The 26053-nt window shown below is 49.6% G+C and carries 15 protein-coding genes; 2 read left to right on the top strand and 13 right to left on the bottom strand.

Features of this window, described 5'->3' with window-relative positions; genetic code table 11:
• Positions 1–4: 4 nt before the first annotated feature.
• From HF324_RS02255 to HF324_RS02220, 8 genes are all read right to left on the bottom strand, one after another.
• Positions 5–3220 (bottom strand): SusC/RagA family TonB-linked outer membrane protein, encoded by a 3216-nt coding sequence (locus HF324_RS02255; protein ID WP_168861849.1) that lies wholly within the window; start codon positions 3218–3220, stop codon positions 5–7.
• 418 nt (positions 3221–3638) lie between these two features.
• Positions 3639–4535: a hypothetical protein gene (locus HF324_RS02250; protein ID WP_168861848.1), complete on the bottom strand. Its 897-nt coding sequence runs from the start codon at positions 4533–4535 to the stop codon at positions 3639–3641.
• A 31-nt stretch (positions 4536–4566) separates the two neighbouring features.
• Positions 4567–6285: a SusD/RagB family nutrient-binding outer membrane lipoprotein gene (locus tag HF324_RS02245; protein ID WP_168809075.1), complete on the bottom strand. Its 1719-nt coding sequence runs from the start codon at positions 6283–6285 to the stop codon at positions 4567–4569.
• 23 nt (positions 6286–6308) lie between these two features.
• Positions 6309–9476, bottom strand: coding sequence for a SusC/RagA family TonB-linked outer membrane protein (locus tag HF324_RS02240; protein ID WP_168809073.1), 3168 nt, complete (start codon positions 9474–9476; stop codon positions 6309–6311).
• 364 nt (positions 9477–9840) lie between these two features.
• Positions 9841–11292 carry a RagB/SusD family nutrient uptake outer membrane protein gene (locus tag HF324_RS02235; RefSeq protein ID WP_168861847.1) on the bottom strand — a complete coding sequence of 484 codons (1452 nt, stop codon included), beginning with the start codon at positions 11290–11292 and terminating at the stop codon, positions 9841–9843.
• A gap of 36 nt (positions 11293–11328) precedes the next feature.
• A complete protein-coding gene (locus tag HF324_RS02230; protein WP_168861846.1) occupies positions 11329–14430 on the bottom strand; it encodes a SusC/RagA family TonB-linked outer membrane protein in 3102 nt (1033 codons plus the stop codon).
• Positions 14431–14917: 487 nt separating this feature from the next.
• Entirely contained in the window at positions 14918–15622 is a 705-nt protein-coding gene (locus HF324_RS02225; protein ID WP_168861845.1) for a LuxR C-terminal-related transcriptional regulator, read from the bottom strand.
• Between the two features lie 243 nt (positions 15623–15865).
• Positions 15866–18277 (bottom strand): efflux RND transporter permease subunit, encoded by a 2412-nt coding sequence (locus HF324_RS02220; protein WP_168861844.1) that lies wholly within the window; start codon positions 18275–18277, stop codon positions 15866–15868.
• Between the two features lie 135 nt (positions 18278–18412).
• Between HF324_RS02220 and recO the strand changes: the two genes are divergently transcribed.
• The gene (recO, locus tag HF324_RS02215; RefSeq protein WP_168809063.1) at positions 18413–19150 is read left to right on the top strand and encodes a DNA repair protein RecO; all 738 of its coding nucleotides are present in this window, start codon (positions 18413–18415) and stop codon (positions 19148–19150) included.
• Here recO and HF324_RS02210 read toward each other — a convergent pair.
• The 4 genes from HF324_RS02210 to rsfS form a co-directional block, all read right to left on the bottom strand.
• Complete coding sequence (locus tag HF324_RS02210; protein WP_168809061.1) at positions 19115–19933, bottom strand: UDP-2,3-diacylglucosamine diphosphatase; 819 nt, start codon at positions 19931–19933, stop codon at positions 19115–19117. The genes recO and HF324_RS02210 overlap by 36 nt on opposite strands.
• A 104-nt stretch (positions 19934–20037) precedes the next feature.
• The gene (locus HF324_RS02205; RefSeq protein WP_168809059.1) at positions 20038–20673 is read right to left on the bottom strand and encodes a LutC/YkgG family protein; all 636 of its coding nucleotides are present in this window, start codon (positions 20671–20673) and stop codon (positions 20038–20040) included.
• Between the two features lie 8 nt (positions 20674–20681).
• Positions 20682–22715 carry an ATP-dependent zinc metalloprotease FtsH gene (ftsH, locus tag HF324_RS02200; RefSeq protein ID WP_168809057.1) on the bottom strand — a complete coding sequence of 678 codons (2034 nt, stop codon included), beginning with the start codon at positions 22713–22715 and terminating at the stop codon, positions 20682–20684.
• Between the two features lie 77 nt (positions 22716–22792).
• Positions 22793–23197, bottom strand: a complete 405-nt coding sequence (gene rsfS, locus HF324_RS02195; protein ID WP_078669384.1) for a ribosome silencing factor — start codon at positions 23195–23197, stop codon at positions 22793–22795.
• Positions 23198–23355: 158 nt separating this feature from the next.
• Here rsfS and HF324_RS02190 point away from each other — a divergent pair, with 158 nt between their 5' ends.
• Positions 23356–24096 carry a biotin--[acetyl-CoA-carboxylase] ligase gene (locus HF324_RS02190; protein WP_168861843.1) on the top strand — a complete coding sequence of 247 codons (741 nt, stop codon included), beginning with the start codon at positions 23356–23358 and terminating at the stop codon, positions 24094–24096.
• Between the two features lie 202 nt (positions 24097–24298).
• Here HF324_RS02190 and HF324_RS02185 read toward each other — a convergent pair whose 3' ends face one another.
• Positions 24299–25852, bottom strand: coding sequence for a glycosyltransferase family 39 protein (locus HF324_RS02185; RefSeq protein ID WP_168861842.1), 1554 nt, complete (start codon positions 25850–25852; stop codon positions 24299–24301).
• Between the last annotated feature and the right edge of the window lie 201 nt (positions 25853–26053).

The following is a 26053-nucleotide window of genomic DNA, read 5'->3' as shown; positions in this document are numbered from 1 at the left end:
AAAATTAGAAAGTCAGGTTAAGACCAACACCAACGCTACGTGTCTGAGGCAGGGACATATAGTCGAAACCGCCCTGCATGTTACCGTTACCCTGAGAAGACTCCGGATCGAAGTTAGGCAACTCTGTCCACAGCAAAATGTTACGTGCAGATACGTTCAGGCTGGCTGCTTTAAATACTTTCAAACGGTCCAGGATGCTGCGGGGCAGGTCAACACCTACGGAAACCTCTCTTAATTTCAGGTAAGAAGTACCATATATATTGGCTTCGGAAATGGTACCCAGTACATTGTACAGGTCCTGCAGCGCTTCAGCGCCTTTAATTACCTTATCATTAGGTTCTCCGCCGCTACCATCAGGTTTAACTGTAGATGCTTTTACACCTTCATACTTGATCTCGTCGGTGGCACGGCTTTCCGTTCTTTTGGAAGTACCATACAGGTCAATCAGCCTGTTGGCGCCGGAATACATCTGACCGCCATTTTTCCACTGTAACAATGCGCTCAGGTGGATAAATTTATAACGCAGGGTAGTGGAGTAGTCCATAATGAACTTCGGCGTAACGCTACCGATAACACCATCAGTGCCTCCGATAGGGAATCCATCATCATCCAGCATCATTTTGCCTTCGTTGTTGCGAGCGAAGGTGGTACCGTAAATAGAAGGATAAGAATATCCAATGGCTGCACGCACCTGCGGATCAGTAAAACCACCCAGGAAGATGTTGTCTACACCATCAGCCAGTTTCACTACCTCAGTAATAACTTTAGTATAGTTCACATTCAGGTTCCACTCAAAATTGTTGGTTTTAACCGGCGTGGTTTTCAGTGTAATCTCATGCACTTTGGCAGACATTTCGCCACCATTCTGGTATACCTGTGCAAAACCGGTAGACCCGGCCAGGGGCACTGCAAAGATCTGGTCGATGGTGTTCTGTGAAGTATAAGAATATTCCAGGCTGATTCTGTTTTTCAGGAAACCCAGTTCAGCACCGAACTCGTATGATCTGGTGTTTTGTGGTTTGAAATCAGAATCATACAGGGTGGAATTCGGACGGAAGCCCACCAGGTTATTAAACGGAAACACGATACCATCATCCAGGAAGCCGCTGGAGGAAGTATGCTTTTTATACACCGGCAGCAGGTAAGTTCCCGCGGTACCCACTTGTGCAATGGAAGCGCGTACTTTAGCAAAGATGTCTTTGTCCTGCAGGGAAGGCAGCTCGCTCACTACCCATGCCAGTGAACCGGAAGGATAGAAGAAAGAGCGTTTGCCGGAAGGCATGGTAGATACGTATTCGTTACGGGCCGACACGTTCAGGTACAACATTCTTCTCCAGTCCAGACCCACGTTGCCATAAAAACCAACTTGCCTGTTCCGGTATTGAGATTGTGTGCTGATCTGATTCATCGCGTTGTCCATGTTTTTATAACCTGGAACAACGAGACCAGTACCATCACCGGTAATCAGACGGGTATAGTTATCGTTCAATTCGCTACCCACCATCGCTGTCAGCTTAAAGTCAGTGCTCAGCTGCCTGTTATAGGCAATGTTCAGCAAAGAGTTGAAGGAACGGTTGGTGAAAGCTCTGTTAAGAATGGAACCTCCTTTAGGCACTCCGACTGAGGGAACAGTACCCGAAGCAGTAGAACCACCGGTAGCAGCAGATCCTAACTCATAGTACTCGTCCATGTTGGTATTGTAAATATCGGTACCCAACTGGTATTTGATGCTCAGGTCTTTGATCGGTTCATACAACACAAAAGCATTACCGAAGAACCTTTTGGTTTTTTCATTAAAGCTGTTGTAGGTGTTAGACCAGTACGGGTTATCGAAGTTACCGGCACGATAAGAGATTTGTTTGTACTCGTTGTTCGCTTCATGGAAAGGTATATCCTTCATGCTGTAGCTCGGAGGTGCACCATAAATCTGGAACAGGATACTGTTGTTACCAGTAGGCAGCCTGTCGATATCTGTATTAGACAGGTTGAAGCTGGTTCCCACTTTTATTTTGGAGCTAACGTTAAAAGTACCATTGAATTTAGCATTAAAACGGCTCATACCAGTGCTGGGAACAATACCTTTCTGGGAAGTATTACCGAAACCAAAAGCATAGTTACCCCATGAACCAGCCTGAGACATGTTCAGGGAAGTGTTGGAAGTGTAGCCGGTACGGAAGAAGTCTTTAGGGTTGTTGTGCGCCTGCGGCGTTAACCATTTACCCGCCTGCGGGCTCCAGAATTTACCTTTGGATTCTGCTGTAGGCGTACCATTGTTAAAATCGTTGCCTACGTTGCCACCAAAGTCCGGGTTATCAGGCAGAGAGCCGATTTCAGGACCCCAGGAGCTGGAACCAAAATTTGAATAGTTGCCATAAGAACCCTGTGCATATTTCTGCTGCAGATCAGGCAGTCTGGAGATCTGGTCCCATTGATAGTTGGAAGACACGTTGATCACCGGTTTTCCTGCCTTGTTGCTTTTACCGCTTTTGGTAGTGATCATTACCACACCGTTCGCTGCACGCATACCATACAGGGAGGAAGCCGCCTGGCCTTTCAGGATGTCGATAGATTCGATGTCGTTCGGATCGATATCGATAGAACGGCCGGCGAAGTCAGTACCGGTTACACCCAAACCACCTACCGCGAAGTCAGGATTACTGTTTACCGGCATACCGTCCACTACATACAGCGGAGCGTTGTTACCGTCAAAGAAACGGGCGCCGCGGATATAGATCTGGGCAGATGCACCAGGCATACCGCTGGAAGCTCTTACTTCCACACCGGATACTTTACCCTGGATGGCAGTGGCCAGGTTCGGGTTAGCAGCCCGTACCAGCTCTTCGGATTTCACCGTACCCACAGCATAACCCAGCGCTTTTTTCTCACGGGTCACACCAAGCGCGGTCACCACCACTTCGCCCAGTTGTTTGTTGTCCAGCACCAGCTGAACATCCAAAACGTTTTTGTTCGCGGGGAAGGTCTTGGATTCATAACCCATAAAAGTAAATACGATGGATGCATCGGAAGGTACTTCCAGCTTATAGTTACCTTCAGGACCGGTAACAGTACCTTTGTTGGAACCTTTTACGGTGACAGTTACCCCTTGCAATCTGGTACCGTCTTTGGAGTCGGTCACCCTGCCTGTAATCGTTCGCGTCTGGGCAACCGCCTGCAAGACGCCAATGGCCATGAGAAGCCACAAGAGTAATCCTCTTTTCATAAGCAATTTAGATTTGATTTTATTTCAGTTAACCTAAAACACTGGGTCGTTGAATGAATGTTCGCTTAGCTTTTTCGGGAATTACGCGGGGAATACTGTTGAATAGTTAGTCCGGCATCAGGTTGATGACTATTTTCACAGCATAGGATTCTAAAACATCTACATAAGCAAAGCAGTAACATAACGGGTTACAACGTCACAAAAATTCAGATTTTGATTTTTAAAAATGTTAATTTTTGTTTAAAAACAGACACAAGATATAAAAACAAAAAAATATTTTCTACTATGCTAAGGTAATACTTTTAAAAAATCAGTCTGCCGCTAAATAATTCTTGATAAGTTAATTCCCCCTTTCACCAAGCAAAGACGCGCCACCCTTGCGGATGACGCGTCTTTCAAAATGGTTCTTTCCGGCCCGTCAGGGCTTGGACAAAATAGTCTCATTATTTCCAAAACTACCCTCGTCCACTTCCGTTGTCACGTTGAATATAATAGTGGTATCGCAGGGGTTGATCGTTCCGGTACCGGACACAGTCAGGTTATGGTACCCCTGAAAGAGGTCCGCGATTTTCTGCTTGGGGATGGTGAACTGATAGCCTGGTCGGCTGAAATTGGCCTTCATGGCCACTCCTGGCATATCCGCCCAACCGGTAAAGGTAAACACGGTGCTATCTGCATTAACAGACACCGTTACCGGATACGTTACTTCTGTTACCCCGGGATCATCCACGGTCATACCTCCCAGGTATGTTTTTACGGCCAACGGGCATACTTTCGTATAGGTCAGCAGCCGGATCAGCCCGGCGGCCCCCAGCACGTCTGCACCGTAAGGAGGGATGTACTGTTTGGAACCATTGGATAACGTAACGGTATCGCCGAAACCATGTATCTGCGTTCCGTCGTTCATGGTGAAGTTGGTCGTCACTTCGAAGTAGTCCCCCGGCGTAAGTGCGTTGGCAGAAAGCCCGAACAGCTGCATCAGCTGCGTGCCGGTGAGGGATACTACTGTCGGCAAAGACGTGATGCCGCCCTGCGCTACCTTCACATTATTGTATTTGCCGTTCATCGCCACCACTACATCGGTGGTCCTGGGTTGTTCTCCTGTAGGGAAATACAACGCTACGTTAAACGCTGTTTTAAAGTCAGGCAGGTTATCTGACTGGATCAGCAGGTCCTTGGTATTGTCCTGCGTGAGCTGCGGCACCTGGCGCTTTGAAACGCCATCCGGTAGTTTGGGGTTGTCATTCTTCCGGCATGCATAAAAAACCGTTATTCCAACCGCCAACATGACTATATAGATGATCTTATTCTTCATACTTACTTTTTTGTGCACATGAATGAGAAGGTTATTTATCCCAGAACACCGGTGTTACGTCCGGCAGTTTTTGAGAGGGCGCATTCGGATTCACTTCGATTTCGTTGGTTGGCCACGGCAATGACAACGGGTAATTTCTACCCAGCGCTACCGGCACTTTTCCCTGTGGCGGCGGCAAGGTAGGATTACCGAATATCGGTGGCTGCGCCTGACGCCCGGGAGCCATCGTGGGATCATTGGGATTGAATAATACCGGGAAACCAGTACGCCGGTAATCCGTATAGGCGTCGCCGCTAAAACCGAAAGACTGTATCCATTTCTGTGTAATGATCACTTCCAGTTTTTCCTTTGCCGTAGCTCTGGCATCATAAACGGCCAGTATTTTGTCGCGATACGCGGTGGCATCCGGCCCAACAATAGTAGGTACTGTCTGGGATCCTTTCGCCAGGTTTGCTACAAAGTCCACCTGCTTGAAAGATTCATCAATGGCGGCAGACAATTTCTGGCGGGCATCTCCTGCAAGCACGCCTGCATTGATCAGCTCTGCCTGTATAAACAGTACATCTGCATAAGTAAGTAATCTCAGGGGCGCAGCGCCGGTACCGCTGGCGGCCGTTACCGTTCCCGCGCTACCGTTATCATACTTGCCACCTACCGGGTAAAGGCCAAATACCGTCATGCTGTTGTCCTGAGATGAGTTCCTGTTGGTGCCTGTCGAGCCAAAATAAATGGAAACAAAACCGGAATCACGGTACTCTGTCGGCGCCTGCGAGCCTCCGAGTTTCGTATTCTGATTGAAGAAGTAGTAGGGTATCCGGGGATCCCTGATGCCGGTAAATATCCGTGGGTTATAGCCCTTCATGATTTCGTAGAACCAGGGGCTGATATAGTGCGATTTTTGGGTGGCATAATACTCACTGAATCCCGGGTTTCTGTCGTCCGGTGCTACCTGCGAGCCATACCGCAGCATAAATCCCTGCCCGGTATTACTGATTAAGCCTCCTGCGCTCACCAGCTGGTTTACAGGACCCGACACATCCTGTACCAGGCGTACCTGGTTGTACAACTTCAACTTCAGGCTCTTGGCCATGGCCGTCCACCGGGCGAGATTTCCTCCATAAAAAATATCATCTCCCCCAGGTTCCAGCGGACCATCATCGCTTCCCAGATCGGCGATGGCATCATCAATCAATTTGAAAAGCTGCGGATAGATGTCAGCACCTTTATCAAACTTCGGATAGCGCAGCCCATCAGTCCCGAATTTATTCGCTTCAGAAAATGGGATATCTGCAAACGCATCTACAAACTGGCTGATGCCATATGCCTTCAGCAGCTTCCCGATGCCGGCATAATGACGATAGCCTCCCGCCGTAGCTTGTTTAATCAGCACTTCCACGTTCTCCAGCACACCAATATAGTCCGGAAGTCCGCTTACCGGCTGCGCGCTGTAGAAACCAGACCAGGCGCCGTTAATATCAAACTGCGAGCCCGTAGCTCCGTATTGGTCCTGGCTTTCCCGCACCACTATCTGATGCACATATACCGATAACACCTCAGTAAGCCCCCTGGCCCCGCGTGCATCATTGGTAAAACCCATAGAAAATGCCAACCCCTGTTCCGCTGCCGGTAGCAATTGCTTCAACGACACCTTGGTAGGATTGTTGGGATCAGTATTAATATCCAGGAACCCTTTTGTACATCCCGTTATCATAACGAGGGTCACCAAAATTATTCTGCTTAGTTTTTTCATCGGTTCATTTTTTTCGTGATAAACTAGAACGTCACTTTCAGGTTCACGCCATAACGTCTGGTAGTAGGAGCACCGGACAATTCTATACCCTGCACATTGGTAGAACCAAAGCTGCCTACTTCAGGATTAAACCGGGTATACTTGGGAACGTTCGGCGCATAGTACCAGAGGTTCCTGCCTGTCAGTGTAAGCGTGAGCGCCCCGATCGGCGTTTTACTGAACCATTTCTTAGGGAAGTCGTATCCCAGGGTCAGCTCACGGAAGGTATAGACGGTAGCGTCATACACGTTCCATTCTGTCGCAGAGTTGATGGCAAAAGTTTCACCGAAGAACATTTCGAAAAGACTAATGGCAGTCTGGTTAGGAATCCTGTTGCCTTTATCATCCAGCAAAGGCGCTCCGGAGTTCACATCACCATAATAACCGGGGATAACATATACATTTTCACGCGCTTCTGCACGGGTGTCTTTGGTAACGCCGCGTCCCAGCAGGGAGCTGACAGTTACCGCGTAGATGTCGCCCCCTCTTGTCAGGTCAAACAGCGCGTTCAGGAAAAACCCTTTATAGTTCAGGGTGGTACCTAAACCCGCCTTGAAGTCGGGATTGGGATCACCCACCATCCGCTGGTTGGGATCGCGGATCAGGTACCCGTTAGTGGGATCTATCAGGAGGCTGCCATCAGCGTCCCTTACGTTGGCGGTGCCGCGCAGGTAACCATAAGGTTTACCGGCTTCGAGATAGGGAGACATCTCATCCAGCACACCTGCCAGCGGCAGCCTTATAACGCCGGGTTTCAGCTCCTTCACAATGCTTCTGTTCCTCGTAAAAATACCGTGTATGTTCCAGGTCAGGTTTTCATTGCGAACAGGCATCACGTTCAGATCGATTTCAATCCCCTTGTTGGTCAGCTTACCGTAGTTATCTATCACCTGTCCGAAACCGGAAGAGGGCGGCAGGGTCAGCGGTGCAATCTGGTTGGTGGACAACCTGCTGTACCAGGCGAAATCCAGCGTTATTCTCCGATCAAAGAACTCAAGGTTGGTACCTACTTCAAAGTCCTGTGTAAACTCGGGCTTCAGATTGGGATTACCTGCTGCCGGGTCCTGCATAACGCCGGGTTGTCCGAGGAAAGTAGGATTAATCCTGAAGATGTTGGCCAGCTGATAGGGGTCAGCATCCCTGCCCACCTTGGCCCAGCTGGCACGCAGTTTACCAAAGGTCAGCACTTTGCTGTTCATCTTCAGCGCATCGGTGAAGATGAAAGAAGCGGCCACGCTGGGATAAAAGTAGCTTCGGTTATTGGAGGGCAGTGTGGAAGACCAGTCGTTCCTGCCTGTGAGTATCAGGAACAACCATTTTTTGTAGTCGAAGTCCACCTCTGCGAAAACACCCCACAGCCTGCGCTGTACAAAAATATCCTCTGTCGGGATCACCGTTTTGGTATTCAGCATGGTGTATATACCGGGAACGATGATCGCCTTGCCTGTATTGATTTGTGATTTGGTCGTACGCTGGTTGACGTTATGTCCTGCCAGCAGTTTCAGTCCGAAATCTTCGTTTTTCAGTTTAGGCGTAAACGTACCGATGAGGTTAGATTCTATTTCAGTAAAACGGTAGTTCTGCTGCACGATCTGGCCGGCGCCTTCCGCACCCCTGGAGCCTATTTCCACCACTTCTCTGCGAAGGAAGGAATTCTGGTTCACCCCGATCTGGTAGCTGAGGTTGAACCACGGCAGTACTTCGTAATTAAGTTTCAAACCCGCCACATACCGGTCCGTAGCAGTACTGATCGTGTTATGTTTAAACGCCCAGAGGGGGTTGTCATACTGCTGTTTGTTGGTAGATACCGGATTGCCTTCCACATCTTCAAAAGGCAGCCCGGTGATATTCCAGTTTCTGGCCAGGAAGAGGTTACGGGCGAAAGAGGAAGTGGCGCCGGAAACCTGGTTCTCACCAAAAATGCTGCCTCCCTGGTTGCTGGTGCTGTAGCTGAAGTTGCCGTTAACGGTAAGGCCGTTGGTCAGCCGCGTTACACCGCCGATAGAGAGGTTTCCCCTGTTGAAGAAGGAGTGAGGCACATAACCGTCCTGGCTGAGGTAAGACGCGGTGGCGCTGAGGGCAGATTTTTCATTGCCGCCATTAACCCCGATAGAGTTTTCTGTAATGAAACCGGTACGGAACAGGTCCTTCACGTTATTGGGAACGGGCCGGTACGCGACTTTGCCGGAAGCGGGAAACAGTTCCGGGAAAGCGGCCAGGTAATCAGGCCAGGCAGGGATAGAGTCCAGCGTACCAAACTTTGGTCCCCAGGACCCGTTGGCATTGGAGTAAACAAAGCGGCTGCCCGCACCAAATTCATTCTGGTACTTCGGCAGGTTAGCTACGTTTTCCATAGAAAGGGAAGTAGAGTAGGTTACTTCTGTTTTCCGTTTGCCCATATTGGCGCTGCCGGATTTGGTGGTAATGATGATCGCGCCGTTGGAGGCCCTTGATCCATAGAGCGCCGCTGCCGCTGCGCCTTTCAATACCGTCATGGAAGCAATATCATTGGGATCAAGAGATGAAAGACCGCTGGAATAAGCACCGCCGCCGGACGTTTGACTGGAAGTGGTTACCTGGTCATTATTGTAAGGGATCCCATCTACTACAATCAATGGCTGGTTGCTGCCATAGAAAGAAGTATTACCGCGGATATTGATGCGGGTAGCGGCTCCGGGCGTACCCTGCGAAGTCCGGATATCGACGCCGGCCACCTTGCCCTGCAGGCCTTTCAGCATGTCCGGTTCCGATTTCTGCACCAGCTGGTCCGGCTTCACGGTGGATACCGAGTAACCCAGCGAAGCCTCGTTACGCTTCAATCCCACGGCCGTCACCACCACTTCTCCCAATTGTTTTTTATCTGCATCCAGGGCTACGTCAACTTCATTTCCCGGCCCAACGGAAACTTCCTTCGTCAGATAACCTACGAAGGAAAAAACGAGTGTGGTGCCACTGGTCACGTTATTCAGCTTGTAAGTACCGTCACCTGATGTGAAAACACCCTTGGTAGTGCCTTTAATCACTACTGTAACCCCGGGAAGGGCAGAGCCGTCTTTTGCATCCGTAACTTTTCCGCTGATCGTTCGTGTCTGGGCTACTGCGCTGAGAACGCTGCTGCACACGAACAGCCATAGTAGTAGCTCTTTTTTCATAAGCGACTTGTTTTGATTGACTAAATAAAAAAAGAAGTTAACCCGATTAAATTACGACAAAAAAAGATCAAATATCATCAGTATCGGTTAAAATAATATCACACGAGTTCGGATATTTTGCTATATGAATGGTTATAAATATTCGTTAAATAACAACTAAATAACAGGGAGACATTTGGAAATGTTGAGAAAGGCGGAGAGGGGAAATACATTTTTTTTAAGCAAATAAGAAGAAATCTGCATAAAAGAAATTTTTTACAGATGGAGATGGCAAGGAGGGACAGATAGTAAGGACACCCAACCTGACTAATAAAAAAAAGGGGCGCCGCAAATGGCGCCCCTTTCGTAACAGCGAATGCTGTAATTATTTGTTATAACCCGGGTTCTGTACGATGTTCGGGTTAGCATCAATTTCTACCTGCGGAATAGGGAAAGCTACGCGCGCATCAGTAGGTTGAATATCTTTTGTTTGCGGCAGCAGTGCGTCTTTGTCAGCGATGTGACGTACGCCTCCCAGCCTGAACAGGTCGGTAGCGGCAAAGCCTTCACCTACCAGTTCGAGTCTGCGCTGTTTTAACAGCTCTGCTCTTACAGAAGCTTTATCAGCCGCTGTAACAGCAGCCAGGCCACGATGCTGGCGCAGGCTGTTGATATCGTTCAGTGCCAGCTGCAGATCACCTTTACGCATATAAGCTTCGGCGCGGTTCAACAGCACCTCACTCACACGCAGCACTTTTACGTTGGTCATACCTGTCAGGCCCAAACCGTTGCCTACCCATTTCATCATGTAGTTGTTACCGGAGAACACTTTTACAGCGCTGTTACGGTAATCGGCCGGGTCGAGCAGCGCCATGAAGTTTTCATTCAGACGGATGTCGCCATAACCGCTGGTGGAACTACCGTCGTTAGGCAGGTAAATGTTACCGAAGTTATCAGCGCCTCTATTTTCCGGTTGCAGGAAACGCAGACTAAAGATATCTTCAGAGGTAGCGGCATTGGTGGTGTAGTTAGCAAGGTAATTGGCGTCGCTCCACAGCTGGAATTTGTTGATCAGCGGCGTGGCTTCGTCGATTACATTCTGCCAGTTAGGATCTGCCGGCTTAGTGGAGTCTCCCATGTACAGGTAAGCGCGGGTCAGCAGGGCAGATGCAGCGTCTTTGGAACCGCGGAAAACGGCTTCAGACTTGGCGCCCGCATCAGGAGCCAGTTCCTTGGCGGCTTTCAGATCGCTGATGATTGCATCATAGGTCTCTTTCAGCGTAGCACGGGAAGGCTTGTGAGTAGCAGGATTATCTACTGCTTTCATCGCCAGCGGAATACCGGTATTGGCGGTGGTAGCTTTATCCAGCATCTGGGAGTAAGGGCGCGTATATCTTCTTACCAGGTCAAAATGAGCCAGCGCACGCATAAAGTGAGCTTCTCCTTTGTACGGTTTGGTAATCGCCGTTTCAGGCAGCTTGTCGATCATTACGCTCGCCTGGTTGGCAACACGATAAGCGTTCAGCCAGGTTTTACTTTGTGAAGCGGAAAGCGGTCCGAAGATATACTGGAACTCTACTACGAAACGGTTGGAGTTGGCAGCAGTGATTTTCACGTCGCCACCGGTAACATCATTCACCACAGTGAAATCGCGGCCATAATATTCCAGTTCCTGCGCACGCTCATACAGGCCGTTGGCCAGGATACGGGCGTTGCCTTCGGTAACGGCGGATTCATTATCCAGCGCATCAGCAGGAGCAAGGTCCAGCTTGGAGTTACAAGCGGAAAACGCAACAGCGGCTGTTAATGCGAGTATATTAAGTTTTGGATATTTCATAATTTAACCAAGGTTTTTGTTAAGCAACTTCTTCAATTACAATCCTACACTGATACCAAATGTGAACACACGTGAAGTAGGATAACGATAGAAATCAGTACCGGCGTTGGTAGTAGCCGTAGAAGCTGTACTGGTTGGAGGAAGCGGGTTAGTGTTGATATCCGGGTCCCATCCTTTGTAGCTGGTCAGCGTGTACAGGTTTTCTGCCTGTGCATATACACGCAGTGATTGCAGCTTCATATTACCCAGCAGTTTTTTAGGCAGTGTATAACCCAGGGTCAGGTTCCTGATTCTGGCGTAAGACACATCTTCCAGGTAACGGGTAGAAGACTGGTTTGCACCGCTGCCACCAAATACTACTTTAGGTCTGTCTGACACGTCACCAGGTTTCTGCCAGTGGTCCAGCGCGTCTTTTGCCTGGTTGCGGGAGTTAGCGCCATCGCTTTCCAGGTTAGCACGGTTGGAGTTGTAAGCCTTGTTGCCGGAGCTGAAAGTGATCAGCATAGACAGGTCAAACTCCTTGTAGTTGATTTTGTTGGTCCAGCCGCCGGTGATCTTAGGCAGTGCCTGACCTACATATTGCCTGTTGTTCTGCGCTTCTGTATAGCTGGTAGTAGGTTTGCCGTCGTTGCCTACCCACAGTGGTGCGCCTGTCTGAGGATCTACACCATACCATACCGGCATATACCAAGAACCAAAAGTGTGGCCCACTTCGATACGCTGTCTGGTACCGGAAGGAATAGCCTGCTGACCGCCCAGGTCCAGTACTCTGTTGCGCAGTGTAGCGAAGTTCAGGTCAGAAGTCCACGTGAAGTTTTTAGTCGCCACCGGAACACCGCCAATGGTGATTTCAAAACCCTGGTTCAGCATTTTACCAACGTTCATGTTGATCGTTTCAAAACCGGTGGTCATAGACAGTGGCAGTTCCATCAGCAGTGCAGAGGAGCGTTTGTCGTAGAATCCAACGCTACCGTATACACGACGATTCAGCACGCTGAAGTCCAGTCCGATGTCGAACAGGTTTTGTTTTTCCCAGCTCAGGTTAGGGTTACCAGGCTGGTTGGCAAATGCAGCTGTTTCGCCGAGATAAGCACCGGAGAGGCTGTACAGGCCGCGGAAAGGATAGTCGGGATATAAACCCAGTCCTTCTGCGTTACCCATTACACCATAGCTGGAACGCAGTTTCAGGTCGTTCAACCAGGAAATGTTTTTGGCAAATTCTTCTTCTGTAATACGCCATGCAGCACCCACAGAGTAGAAGTTACCATAGCGGGCGTCTTTAGGGAAACGGGAAGAACCGTCTCTTCTGAAGCTGGCGCTCAGGAAATACTTGGATTTGTAATCGTAGTCCGCTTTACCGATGAGGCCCTGGAATGCGTAAGATCTTTCATTACCACCGCCGTCAAACAGGTTGGCGCCCACATCCGGCACCTGCAGCTGGTTGCCGGGGAAACCGTTTTTCGCAGCGATCGTGTAAGACCTGTTCTGGTAAGAATATTCGTTACCGGCCAGCAGGCGGAAGCTATGGTCTTTGTTGATGCTGAAGTTATAAGTCAGCAATTGTTGGGTAGTGTACAGCGCCATGTTGGAGTTTACGTTGTACAGGTAACCACCATAGTTACGGCCATCGTAGGAGTTCGGGGCGGTCCATTGTTTTTCACGGATGCCAGTGAGCTCTGCGTTACCTTTTACAACAAAACGCAGGCCTTCGATGATATTGTAACCCAGCGCTGCGTTGAAGATAGTCTGGGTATTGTTGTTTTTGCGGTAGTTATTGGCAACAGTGTGCAGGAAGTTACCCCCCTGCAGGGTTGGACGCCACGCATCCGGGATGTCAGCAACACCGGACCAGGTAGGAGAACCAGGCTGGCCGCCTACATAACCGATGTAAGGGTTGCCATTCTCATCTTTCGCCGGAATCCAGGGAACCTGTGTGAGAGCGCCCATCAGCGGAGAAGAGTAGCTGTTACCTGCACCAGCGCTCAGCTGATCGGTATAGGTACCGCTCATTTTTACGCTCAGGTCGAATTTATCGTTGAATTTATGATCTACGTTCAAACGGCCGGAGTAACGGCTAAAACCGCTACCAATCAGGATACCATCCTGCTTAAAGTAGTCGCCGGAGGCATAGAAAGTGGTTTTTTCGTTACCACCGCCGGCATTAACGCCATAAGCCTGGGTTTTACCGGTGCGGAAAGCCAAGTCCATCCAGTCTGTATTGTAGTCAGCCAGGTGATCGGGGCGGTATTTCAGAATGTTCGCGTCGGAGTATTTTCTGCTGCCATCAGCATTAACGGCATTTCTCAGCCCTTCGCGCTGATACGCGAGCAACTCGGTAGCATTCATCATCGGGATGCTCTTAGCGAGGTTCTGGAAACCGAATTTACCGTTGAAGTTGATTCTGCTCTGGCCTTTTTTACCGGTTTTGGTAGTGATCACCACCACGCCGTTGGAACCGCGGGAACCGTAGAGCGCAGTAGCAGATGCGTCTTTCAGGATGGTAATGTTTTCGATGTCGGCAGGGTTCAGGTTGGAAAGAATGTCCTGGGAAGGTGTATTCTGCGTAAAATCACCGGAGGACATAATGATACCGTCCAGTACATACAGCGGGCTGTTGCTGGCGGAGATAGAACCGATACCGCGGATCCTTACTTCCGTTTTGGAGCCGGGCTGGCCGGAGTTGGTAGACACGGAGATACCAGGCGCATTACCCTGCAGCATCTGGTTTACATCAGGCAGGGAGATGTTGTTCACCTTGGCGCCGGTGATAGTAGAAGCGGCGATGGTGGAGTTTACTTTTTTCTCCAGGGTGTAGCCGGTTACTACTACTTCGTCCAGGTTTTTGGAGTCGGCAGACAGTGAAATTTTAAGTGCGGCGGCTTCGCCTACCGGCACTTCTTTCTTTTCATAGCCAACAAATGAAACTACTAATACATCGTTTGCAGATACCTGCAGGCTGAATGTGCCGTCGGGGGTGGTGGCAGTACCTCTGGTGGTACCTTTTACCTGGATGGTTGCGCCAGGTATAGGAGATCCGTCTTTCCCGTCGGTAACTTTCCCCGTTACGTTGCGACTTTGCGCAAAAGCCTGGCCGACCACGCATAGCACGGCCAGGAGGAGAAATAATACTTTCCTCATAAGCATGATTTTGTTTCCTAGTTTTTAACCTTCAAAAAATACTAATCTATATCAAGGCCTTTCGCCTCAATTCATTTGGTTTCCGTGTCGTAAAAAATAAAAGTTGATATAAATGCGTGGAGAACTAAAGCCAGCAGGTGTGATTACGTGTGATACAGTAACATATTCATAAAAATCGACTATTTCTCTTGCGATTTATTCAATAAATCGCACAAAGAAGTAGTCAACTTCTTTCCCATAAGCAGTTTCCTTAACAAATTTTCAACCAGCTGTAAATATAGTTTTTATTAACAAAAAATTAAGCTGGAAAAGTTGGCGATAACAATCGGATAACATTTTTTTAACACCATGTTAACTTATTATGGTTTAAAAAAATGTGTATATATATGAAAATAAACAAGCGGCAAGATTACCACTTGCACTTTATCAAACAAAATCTAAATCGAAATAAATGTTGTCCCACCGGTTGATGGGACAAAATAAGTTATCAAGACAGGGTGAGCGGGTAGTTTTTTAACAATTCCAGCAACACACTGTACAGGTCTTCATTACGATGATTGAACCTGTATTCACATTCTTTCAGATGCAGGTAAGCCGTATTCCGGTTCAATCCCTTGAACTTGGCCAGGCGGTGCTTGGTAAGCCCCCAGAATGCATCTACATCATCCATTAACGGACCGCCGTTAACGGTATCTGTCGTTGAATTACCCAACCTGTACAAACGGTACTGGCCGAGGTCCACTACCCCGTTAAACCGACGCAAACGCTCTGTGGTATCCAGCGTTTCCAGCACGGAACGGCCGCGCGTGGCGGCATGGATCATAGGTCTGCTTACATCAGGTAAAATTTCGGTGTGTAACCGGTCAGCAATTCTGCAGATACCAAAAATAACCGGCTTGACAAGACGGTCTACTTCGGATTTGACAGCCACCAGCGTGTCGCTGTCGTGGTCTGTATGGGTCTCAACCTGCCGGTTGTCGTAGGCTACGACCGGAACCGGCACTGGATGCTGCGCCTCGCAAAAACGGGCTATCTGGTTTCTAAGCTTTTTCAGGTAACTGTTAATCGTTACTCTGCTTACTCCGCTGATATCCGCGATCTGCGTCGCAGTGAGATCATCGGCGAACAGCCGCAGGATCTCCTTAAACTTGCGCTCAGATAAATGAGCACCTTTTAAGTACTTGTTTTTCATGAACTAGTGGTTAGAATGGCATTATAAACCTCTTATTTTTTATCCGGTATATACACAGCTTTTATACAAGCGGCGATAAGGGTATTTGAATGCTGCCCACTAGATTATTTTAAGGCCTTTTTTTGTCCATTTTAGCTAAATAAAAGAATTTGTTTAGCATAGAGCGCAAAAAGCGCAAAGCAGCAGGGACGCCAGCTTTATAAACCCTGCCCCCTGCTGCTTTGCACTTTATATTAAAAAAAATTATTCCGTATCGTCTACTCCCAGTTTGGACATCTCAATGTCCTCCTCCTCATCCAGCGGTTTCCACAATTCCTTCTTTCGCGCCTTCTTTAACAACGCTTTTTCCATCCACAACAACAAAGCCGGCAGGATCGTCAGGTTGGTGATCATTGCTACCACCAGCGTCAGAGACGTCAGCCACCCCAATGCCTTAGTACCCCCGAATTCGGAGAAACTGAAAATCATAAACCCGGCAAACAGGATCATCGAGGTATAAATAATACTCAGCCCCGTTTCATGAATCGTCTGCTTCACGGTAGCGGATATATCCAGGTTATGCCGCGGCAACTCCTGCTTGAAATTCACCAGGAAACGGATAGTAACGTCGATGGCTATACCCAGGGCCACACTGAACACCAATACGGTGGAAGGTTTTAACGCCACGCCAACCCAGCCCATTACACCCGCGGTCACCACCAGCGGAATAATATTCGGGATCAGCGAAATGATCAGCATCCGCCAGGAACGGAACAGGTAAAGCATACATACCATGATCAACACAAAGGCCAACAGGATACTCTCTGTCAACCCGTTGATAATGAAACGCGTACCTTCCTGAAAGATAACGCTGGTACCGGTGAAGGTCACCTTGTAATGGGCCGTGTCGAAAATCGCTGTCACCTTCGGCTCCAGTGAATCCATCAGCACCGGCAGCCGCTGCGACCCCACATCTTTCATATTCACACTCACGCGCGCCACCTGCTTGGTACTGTCCATAAAGGAAGCCACCAGCCTGGAAAAGGTAGTCGCCGACCCACTGGCCGTATTGGCCGATTTCATCCGGAGATAAGGCGCCAGGAAGCCCAGGTCAAACGAGTTGGGCACCGCGTAGTTGGAACTGTCCCCGTTATAATACGCCTGTTTCGCAAACTTGATACCTTCCACAACGGACAAAGGCCGTGCAAAATCAGGCTGCTCCGCTATCAGCTTCGTCAGCTCGTCCAGCTTGTTAAGCGTCTGCAGATTTACGACGCCGTTCTTGCGTTTGGTGTCCACCGCTATCTCCAGCGGCATCACCCCTTTAAAATTCTGCTCAAAAAACTTCAGGTCGGTATACAGCTTGTCGGTCTTCGGAATATCATCCAGCATATATCCCACAGACTTCAGCCGGCCCATGCCCACCAGCGCCGCAATCACCAACGCCGCAGTAACGAAATATACCGGCTTGCGGTACTTAAACACCAGCGTGGTCAGGAAATCCAGCACTTTGCCCAGGAAACCGTTCTCCAGGTAGTTGATATGCTTGGTTTTCGGCGGTGGCAGGAAACTCAATACAGACGGCAGGAAAATAAAAGAGATCAGGAAGATGAACATGATGTTCAGCCCCGCTACCACACCAAACTCTTTGAGAATAGCGCTGTTGGTAAAACAGAACACCCCAAATCCAATGGCGGCGGTCAGGTTGGTAAACAGGGTTACAATGCCCATCCGCTGGATCATCCGCACCAGCGCCTTGGTCTTGTTGCCGTGACGCGCATATTCTGTATGGTACTTGCTGAGGAAATAAACGCAGTTGGGAATACCGATCACCACAATCAGGGAAGGAATCAATCCCGTCAGTAACGTGATCTTGTAGCCCATCAGCACGATCGTGGCCACCGACCAGACTACGCCAATGGCTACCACCACCATCGACATCAGCACGGCGCCAAAGGAGCGGAAAAATAAAAACAGGATCAGCCCCGTCAGCAGGAAAGAGATCTTCAGAAAAAGTTTCAGCTCATCCGCTACTTTAACGGCCATGACCGTACGGATCAGCGGAAGCCCGCTCAGGTGCACTTCTGTATGATGCTTGTCTTCGAAAGCTTTGGCCAGTTTGGTGATTTCCGCTACAACGGCCGTACGCTTCGGAGAGTTAAAAACGTCTTTATTCACGTATATGGCCATCATATAGGCCTTCGAATCGGGATTGTAAAGCAATCCCCTATAAAACAGCAAAGTCCTGAAAACACCCGCCAGACTGTCAATCTGCGGTTGTGTATAACTACTGTCCTTAAACAGCAGGCCGGCCTCCAGCTTCTGGGTACTGTCATTCTTTACCAGGTTGATGGCCAGCGGCACGCTCAGGATATTCTCTACAGCATTGATTTTTTTCAGGTCATGGTTCAGCTGCAGGTAATCCCGGAAAAAATCAGCCTGGAAAAATTTATCGGTCTGTACGCCCAGCACCAGCATATTGCCATCACCGCCAAACTTCTTCTTAAACTCCTGGTATTCCAGGAATTTAGGGTTATCATGCGGTATGGTCGCTACGTAGTCGTAAGACATCTGCACCTTGGAGGCAAAATAGGCCATTACGCCGGTGGCGACCAGTAACAGGAGTAGGAGCGGTAATCGGAATTTTAGCACAAAGCCGGCTAAGCGTTGCCACATAAGGATTTTTCAATTTGTTAAATGGCGTAAAGGTAGTTAAAATCCCCATTAGCTAACCCGCCGCCGGCAGATGAATTACATTTGTTTGCCCTAAATTGCAACTTTATTCCTGCGGCATCCTTAAAACACAGACAGTTGCTTCACAAAACACGCGGCATAGTATTACGTACGGTGAAATATGGCGACACGAGCGTGATCGTAGGCATCTTCACGGAATTGTTCGGCCTTCAGTCCTATATCGTGAACGGCGTGCGGTCGTCCAAACCCAAAGCTGCCAAAGGCAACCTGCTCCAACCCGGTAATATCCTTGAACTGGTGGTATATCATCACGAGATCAAAAACCTGCAGCGTATCTCTGAATTCAAGCTGGGTTATATCTATACCTCCCTGCACTACAACGTGGTGAAAAACACTATTGCCCTCTATCTGATAGAGTTGCTGCAGAAAAGCCTGAAGCAACCGGAGCAACATCTGGACCTGTACTATTTTACGGAAAATACATTGCAGCTGCTGGACGGTTCGCCCACGGCGGTCATCGCTAACCTGCCGCTGTATTACACGCTGAAACTGGCGGCATTCCTGGGCTTCCGGCTCAACGGTCATTTTTCGGAATATACCCCTTACCTCGACTTGCAGGAGGGAACGTTTTCGGACCTGCCGCCACATCATACCGATCACCTGGACCCCGAATACAGTGAGCTCACCGACCGGCTGTTCCAGTGCAGCGAAGTACAGCAGCTGGCATCCATCCACATGACAAAAGAAAAAAGAAGAAAACTATTATACGCATACCTGGACTTCCTCCGGCTGCATATGCCGGATTTCACGGAACTCCACTCACCGCCGATCCTGCACGAGATCCTTGACGCCTGATTGCGCCAGTGCGGCCCCCGCTTCTGTAAAGAATTCCAGCGTAGCGGTAGCGCCGTCGAAAACGGCGTAGGAAGTATAATTCAGCCATTCACCCAGATTGATGTACCGGCTGTCGGGCCCCACCCGCAGGTCCAGCGGCAGATGGCGGTGGCCGAAAATAAAATAGTCGAAGTGTTCCCGCTGCAACACCTCACGGCTGTAAATAGCCAGCCACTCCTGGTCTTCTCCCAGGAAATGTTCCAGCTCCTGACCGGTAGCAGCGCGGCTTTTACGGCTGAAATAGTTGGCCAGCGAGATGCCCATTACCGGATGAATGCAGGAAAACAACCAGCGGCATACCGGGTTACGGAATATTTTTTTGAGGAATTTATAACCATGATCGCCCGGACCGAGCCCGTCGCCATGGCCAATATAGAATTTTTTACCGCTGATGGTAAACACCTGCGGCTCGTAATAAACCGGGATGTTCAGCTCCTCTTCAAAGTAGCCGTCCATCCACATGTCATGGTTACCGATGAATACGGATATACCGATGCCTTTGTCGGTAAGGGCTGCCAGTTTGCCCAGCAGCCGGGTATATCCTTTAGGGATCACATGTTTATATTCAAACCAGAAATCGAAAAGGTCCCCTACCAGGAAGATATGCGCAGCATCTTTTTCCACCATCTCCAGCCATTGCACGATGAGCTTTTCCCGCTCCCGGCTGACGGTCATGTTGGGCGCTCCGAGATGAAAGTCGGAAGCAAAATATATTTTCTTATTGGCTGGTAAAGGAATTTCCATCTGACAATATGCGTTATCCTCAAACATATAGCCTTCCGCATATGGTTTTTAAGAGAACGGGATGTTCTGTTAAAACCTGTAAGCGGAAGGCTACTGCTGATGATTTATTCGTCTACTAAAAATACGTATACTTCTTTCGGTCCGTGGATGCCCACAACCAGTGTTTTTTCGATGTCTGCCGTACGGCTGGGACCTGTAGCAAAGGATATTGCAGAAGGCAGGTCGTTACCGTATTTGTCTTTCAGCCTGTTGAAAGCATCTTTCAGGTCAAACACCAGCTGGTGGGTATAAGCCACCATAATGTGAACAGGTGCATATACCGGCACTACTCTTCCGCTGGGCTGAGCGGCGCTGAGCACCACTGTACCGGTGCGGGCTATCAGGTATTCACAGTCCGTAATAGCGGCATCTGCCTCGTGAATATTCCCCTGGTTTAAGGTAGGCAGATCATTTTTGCCTATCAGCTTCTGCAGGGAAGGCGTCTGGCAGTAAACATTCCGCCATTCCTTATTATCAGACAGCAATCGCAGGTTTTCGATCAGTTCTGCTTTGCTGGTACAGAAAACAAATTTCCCCTGTAACCTTGTAAATTCTTCCGCAAATCTCAGCTCCAGTCCTTCGTTGTCTGTCTTAAAAACAGTGGAGTTGCCCTCCGAATTGGGGAAGGGCAACTGTACTGGCTGGCTTAACGCATTCCGTACTCTCTTCAGAATATTTTCCTTGGCAGGAGAAATCTTCATATCAAAAATTATGCATTAGCAGGTGAAGGAGAAGGGTTGATGATGTCTGTCGGATGTACACCGTCAGTCGTCATGCCTTCTTTACCCAGGTGATGTTCTCTCGGCACATCATAAGGACGTTTGCCGATCAGTCTTTCCAGGTCGGACTGGTATAAAACTTCTTTTTCCAGCAGTTCCTTTGCAAGGGTTTTCACCTGTTCCATTCTTTCGGTCAGGAGGTTTTTAGTCCGCACATAAGCCGCGTCGATCAGTTTTCTCACCTCTTCGTCGATCAGCCGGGATGTTTCCTCGGAGTACGGTTTGGTGAAAGACTGGTCGCTGTTCGGGTCATAGAAAGACACGTTGCCTATTTTATCGTTCATACCGTATACGGTCACCATAGCGTAGGCCATGCGGGTAATTACCTGCAGGTCGTTTTGCGCGCCGGTGGATATTTTACCGAATACCAGCTCTTCCACGGCACGGCCGCCAAGGGTCATGCAGATATCGTCGAGCAGTTGTTCGGTATTGTACAGGTATTGTTCTTTTGGCAGATATTGAGCGTATCCGAGCGCAGCCACGCCGCGGGGTACGATAGTCACTTTCACCAGCGGGTTAGCGTGTTCGAGGTACCATCCGCAGATAGCATGTCCTGCTTCGTGATAAGCGATGACTTCTTTTTCTTCGGGGGAGATGATTTTGTTTTTCTTTTCGAGACCACCGATCACACGGTCGATGGCATCGTTAAAGTCTTCCATTTCCACCTGTGTTTTGCCTTTACGGGCGGCGATCAGGGCCGCTTCGTTACATACGTTGGCGATATCGGCGCCGGCAAAACCGGGCGTCATGGAGGCCAGTTTCTTCACATCCAGGTTAGGGGATGTTTTGATGGGCTTCAGGTGTACTTCGAAAATGGTTTCTCTTCCGGCCAGGTCTGGTTTGTCGATAGAGATCTGACGGTCAAAACGGCCGGGGCGCAGCAGGGCGCTGTCCAGCACATCCGGGCGGTTAGTGGCCGCGAGGATGATGATACCGCTGTCGGTACCGAAACCGTCCATTTCCACGAGCAGCTGGTTGAGGGTGTTTTCCCTTTCGTCGTTGCTCATCATGACATTTTTACCCCGGGCACGGCCGATCGCATCAATTTCATCGATGAAGATGATACAGGGCGCTTTTTCGCGGGCTTGTTTGAACAGGTCGCGTACACGGCTGGCGCCTACCCCTACGAACAGTTCCACGAAATCAGAACCGGACATGGAGAAGAAAGGAACCTGTGCTTCGCCTGCCATCGCTTTCGCCAGCAGGGTTTTACCGGTACCCGGAGGACCTACCAGCAGGGCGCCTTTCGGTATTTTACCACCCAGGGCGGTGTATTTTTTCGGATTTTTGAGGAAGTCCACGATTTCCATCACTTCCACTTTCGCTTCGTCGAGACCGGCCACATCGTTGAACGTGATGTTTACGCGGGTGCCTTTATCGAACAGGGTAGCTTTGGACTTGCCGATATTGAAGATACCGCCCGGGCCACCGCTACCGCCGGCAGGGCCGCCCATTTTGCGCATCAGCAATACCCACAGGCCAATAATCAGGATGATCGGCAGCAGCAGCTGGAAGATGGGTTCAAACCAGCTTTGACGCTCGTCATAGGAGATTTTCACCTGGCTTTCCATCGGTATGCCTTCCTGGGCTTTGTCGATATCTTTTTTGAAGCTCTCTTCACTACCAATAGAGAAACGGTAGTGAGGACCCGGATTCAGGCCGCCGCCAAAACGGCTTCTGGCCACTTCCGTGAATTTTGGCAGTTTAAGACTGTCCTGTTTTATGTAGACTTCTACATATTTCTTGTTTACGACAACCAATTTATCTACGTCCCCAGGTTTCAAATAACTTACCTGAAACTCCTGGAAGCTGATCTCTTTGGTAGAGGGTCTGAAGTCCGGAAGGAAGTTCATTGCGAGCAGGGCGATGCCTATAAAGGCATATACCCAGTATATATTGAACTTCGGTCCTTTCTTTGGAGATTTCTCTGAACCCTTGTTGAAGTTATTGCCTCCTTTTTCCATAATCTTACGCTCCTTTACGGATGTTTATTACAATCAGAATATTTATATAATAATTAATACTTTCACGACTGTTTTGTTCAGTCATCGTTGTGGTCCATCCTGTCGGCGTCACTCCACATTTCTTCGAGATTATAGAACTTCCTTGTTTCCGGCTGGAATATATGTACAACAATGTTTACATAGTCCACCAGTATCCACTGTTGAGCAGTAAAGCCCTCGTGTTTATAAGGGGCTTCACCTACTTTCAGCTCCACTTCGTGTGCAACAAAATCGGCGATAGCTCTTACCTGGGTATTGGAATTGGCTTCACATATTACAAAGAAATCGGCCACAGCTTCAGGAATCTGGCGTAGATCCAGGGATACGATATTTTCCCCCTTCTTTTCCTGTATGGCTTTTATGATGGTGGTAAAAATTTCACTTTCTCTGGTCAGGCGCGTTTGGGCCTTTTTCCTCGTGCTCAGAACGGTTAAGGGTGCCAATAAATCTCGTTTTTGTTAAAAATAAACTTTAATTGTCAAAGTTACTAAACAAGCACTAATATAACGTGCAGAAATATCATGCTCAAGGGCCTACAAATGTTAAGAAAATAATAAAATGAATTACTTTTCCGGCTGTTTTAAGACTAAAAAAGGTTCATGTGGTAGGACACCCGTTTTATATATTAGACGAAATTGACAGCACCAATAACTATGCCATGGAGCGGGTAAATTCGGGCCAGGTGACATCCGGTACAGCCTGGTTTACCAGCAACCAAACGGCAGGAAAAGGGACCCGCGGCAAACAATGGGTAGCCCGGGCCGGTGATATCATAGCCCTCTCCATAGCGCTGCAACCAGCCATGTTGCCGCTTTCCCGCCAGTTTATGCTAAGCATGGCAGTAGCCCTCGGCACACACGATTTCTTCTCTGCCTATGCCGGCGATGAAACAGCCATCAAATGGCCCAATGATATTTACTGGCGTGACAGAAAGGCAGGAGGCATCCTGATAGAGAACGTTTTGAGGGGTAATATGTGGCATTATGCCATTATCGGCATCGGACTCAACCTGAACCAGGGGAAATTTCCGGAGCACCTGCCCAACGCCGTGTCGCTGAAGCAGATCACCGGCAAAAACTGGGACGCCGCCACCCTGGCGCAGGAACTCTGCCGCTGCCTCGATGCCCGCATCCGGACACTGCAGATGTCCGCTCTCGATACATTATTGGCAGAATATACCGCCAAACTGTTCCGCTGGCAGCAACCCGGCCTGTACCGTAAAGACGGGGTCGTTTTCCAGGGCATTATCCGCAACGTGCTGCCCGACGGGCACCTCTGCCTCGAAAGAGAAGGGGAGGTCCTCCGGCTGGGCTTCGGCGAAGTAGAGTTTGTGCTGAGCTAACGGCCGCGGGGTAAAAGTTCCGGCGACAGCCGCAGATCACCTGCTGAATTTCAGCTACCGGAACGGCGCCCGGCAGCGCCACCAGGAGGTAAGCGGTCCCGCAACGATCAGCCGCATAAACGTGGTGTTATTTACAAACAGAAACCCGGTCAGCCTGCGATGCGGCCGCCGGCATAGAAACGTCTGATGCGCCATCCCGCCATCACTGCCTTCCCTGCTTCCAGTGATAGCTCCGCTGCCGTTCCTGCACCGCTTTACGCAGCAGTGCCGGCACTTCGGGCGACAGTCCCGACAGCAGGTATACCGGCGCGCCATACTCCCGGGCCAGCGGGTCTTCCAGCGAGCCCACCTTCTCTATCCGCCCGATCAGCGGGCGATGGGCTTCGGAAGGCGCTTCGCCTACCAGCACGATGTAATGCAGGGAGTCCAGCGGCGGAAACCAGTACACGTAATCTGCATTGAAAGATACCGCTGCCGGCATCCGGCCGCGGTTATAATAGTTGAGCGCTCCTGCCTCGCCATAGTTTTCGCAAAGGACCAGCGTGTTTTTCCTGTCATGCTCCGGCACGCGCAGCCATGCCTGCATCGCCAGCTGCGCGGTTTCCCGCCACCCCAGCATATCTGCGAAGTCCTGTGGCAACGCATGATTTTTCCCGTCTTCCCATCGCAACATGCCCAGGGCGGCAAACTTGCCGGACTTCTCCCGTATCTGCGCGGGACTCATCACCGGGAAAATTACATTGAGCAGATATACAAAAGGCAGGACTACTATGGCCAGCCATAGTATGCGCAGATAACGGCTCCAGCCGTTCCGGAAAACACGCTCCCAGTAAGCACAGCCAAAGGCTATCAATACCGGGTAAAGCCCCAGCGCGTAATAACTCTTGGCCCGCATATAAATCAACAGCAATATCACCAGCACGTACATCAGCAAAACAACACGGTATAACCGGTAGGGCCAGTAAAAAAACAAACCTGTGAACGCCGCCACTATGAGAAAGGCGCCGCCCAGGAAAAAAATAAACTGGTCCGCCGCAAAGTCCATCCGGTTCACATGCACCAGTTGCGTGTCCGCCAGTTCTTTCATATGGTGCAGCACCGGAAACCCCTGCTGTATCTGCCATATCAGGTTAGGCGCCGCCAACGCCAGCGCGATCAGCGCTCCCAGATAAAGCGCCTTGTCCCGGAAAATACGCCGGTGTGACGATAGCAGCAAAGCCCCCAGCCATCCGGCCAGCAACACCACCACGGTGTATTTATTAAGCACTCCGATCCCCGCCACTACGCCCGCCCACAACAGCCATTTTCCCTGCTGGCTTTGCAGATAACGCATCATCAGCCAGCATAACGACGCCCATACCAGCACGTCGAAAGCGTTAGGCTGATAAAGCACGTTCAATCGGGAAAAAGCGGAACAAATGAACAGCGACAGTGCCAGCGCCTGCGCATACAGCCCGCCGCCCAGGAAACGCACCATGCGCCATATCACCACCATGGTCAGCGCACCGTACAACGCCGGGAAAAAACGTACCCACCACTCACCGCCGCCCAGCCACCTGATCAGCAGGGAGTTGAACGCCGTAAAAGGAGGCACCGACAGATATCCCGCCGCCAGATGATATCCCATGTCCAGATGCAGATACTCATCGCGATGCAGCTCAAAGGCCGGATTCACCACCGAATACTGAAACGCCATTTTGAATACCAGAAACAACAAGAGCAATAACAGGGAAGTACGACGCTGGCTCAGCTCCATGGAATATGATTTTGATTGATCAATGACAGGGATTTGTATGATGTTGTCAGCAAAAAAAAAGCGGAAAACTGCCTTAAAAAAGCACAGTCATTCCGCAGGTAACTTTTAGTATCTTGCTTATCCACATTGCAGGCAGGACGCTCTGTACAAGGGATCATCAAGGCATCGATGATAACAAGATTTTGGTTGATAAAGGCGTTA

This window comes from Chitinophaga oryzae (assembly GCF_012516375.2).
GTDB lineage: Bacteria > Bacteroidota > Bacteroidia > Chitinophagales > Chitinophagaceae > Chitinophaga > Chitinophaga oryzae.
This window is presented reverse-complemented; position numbering and strand designations above follow the sequence as displayed.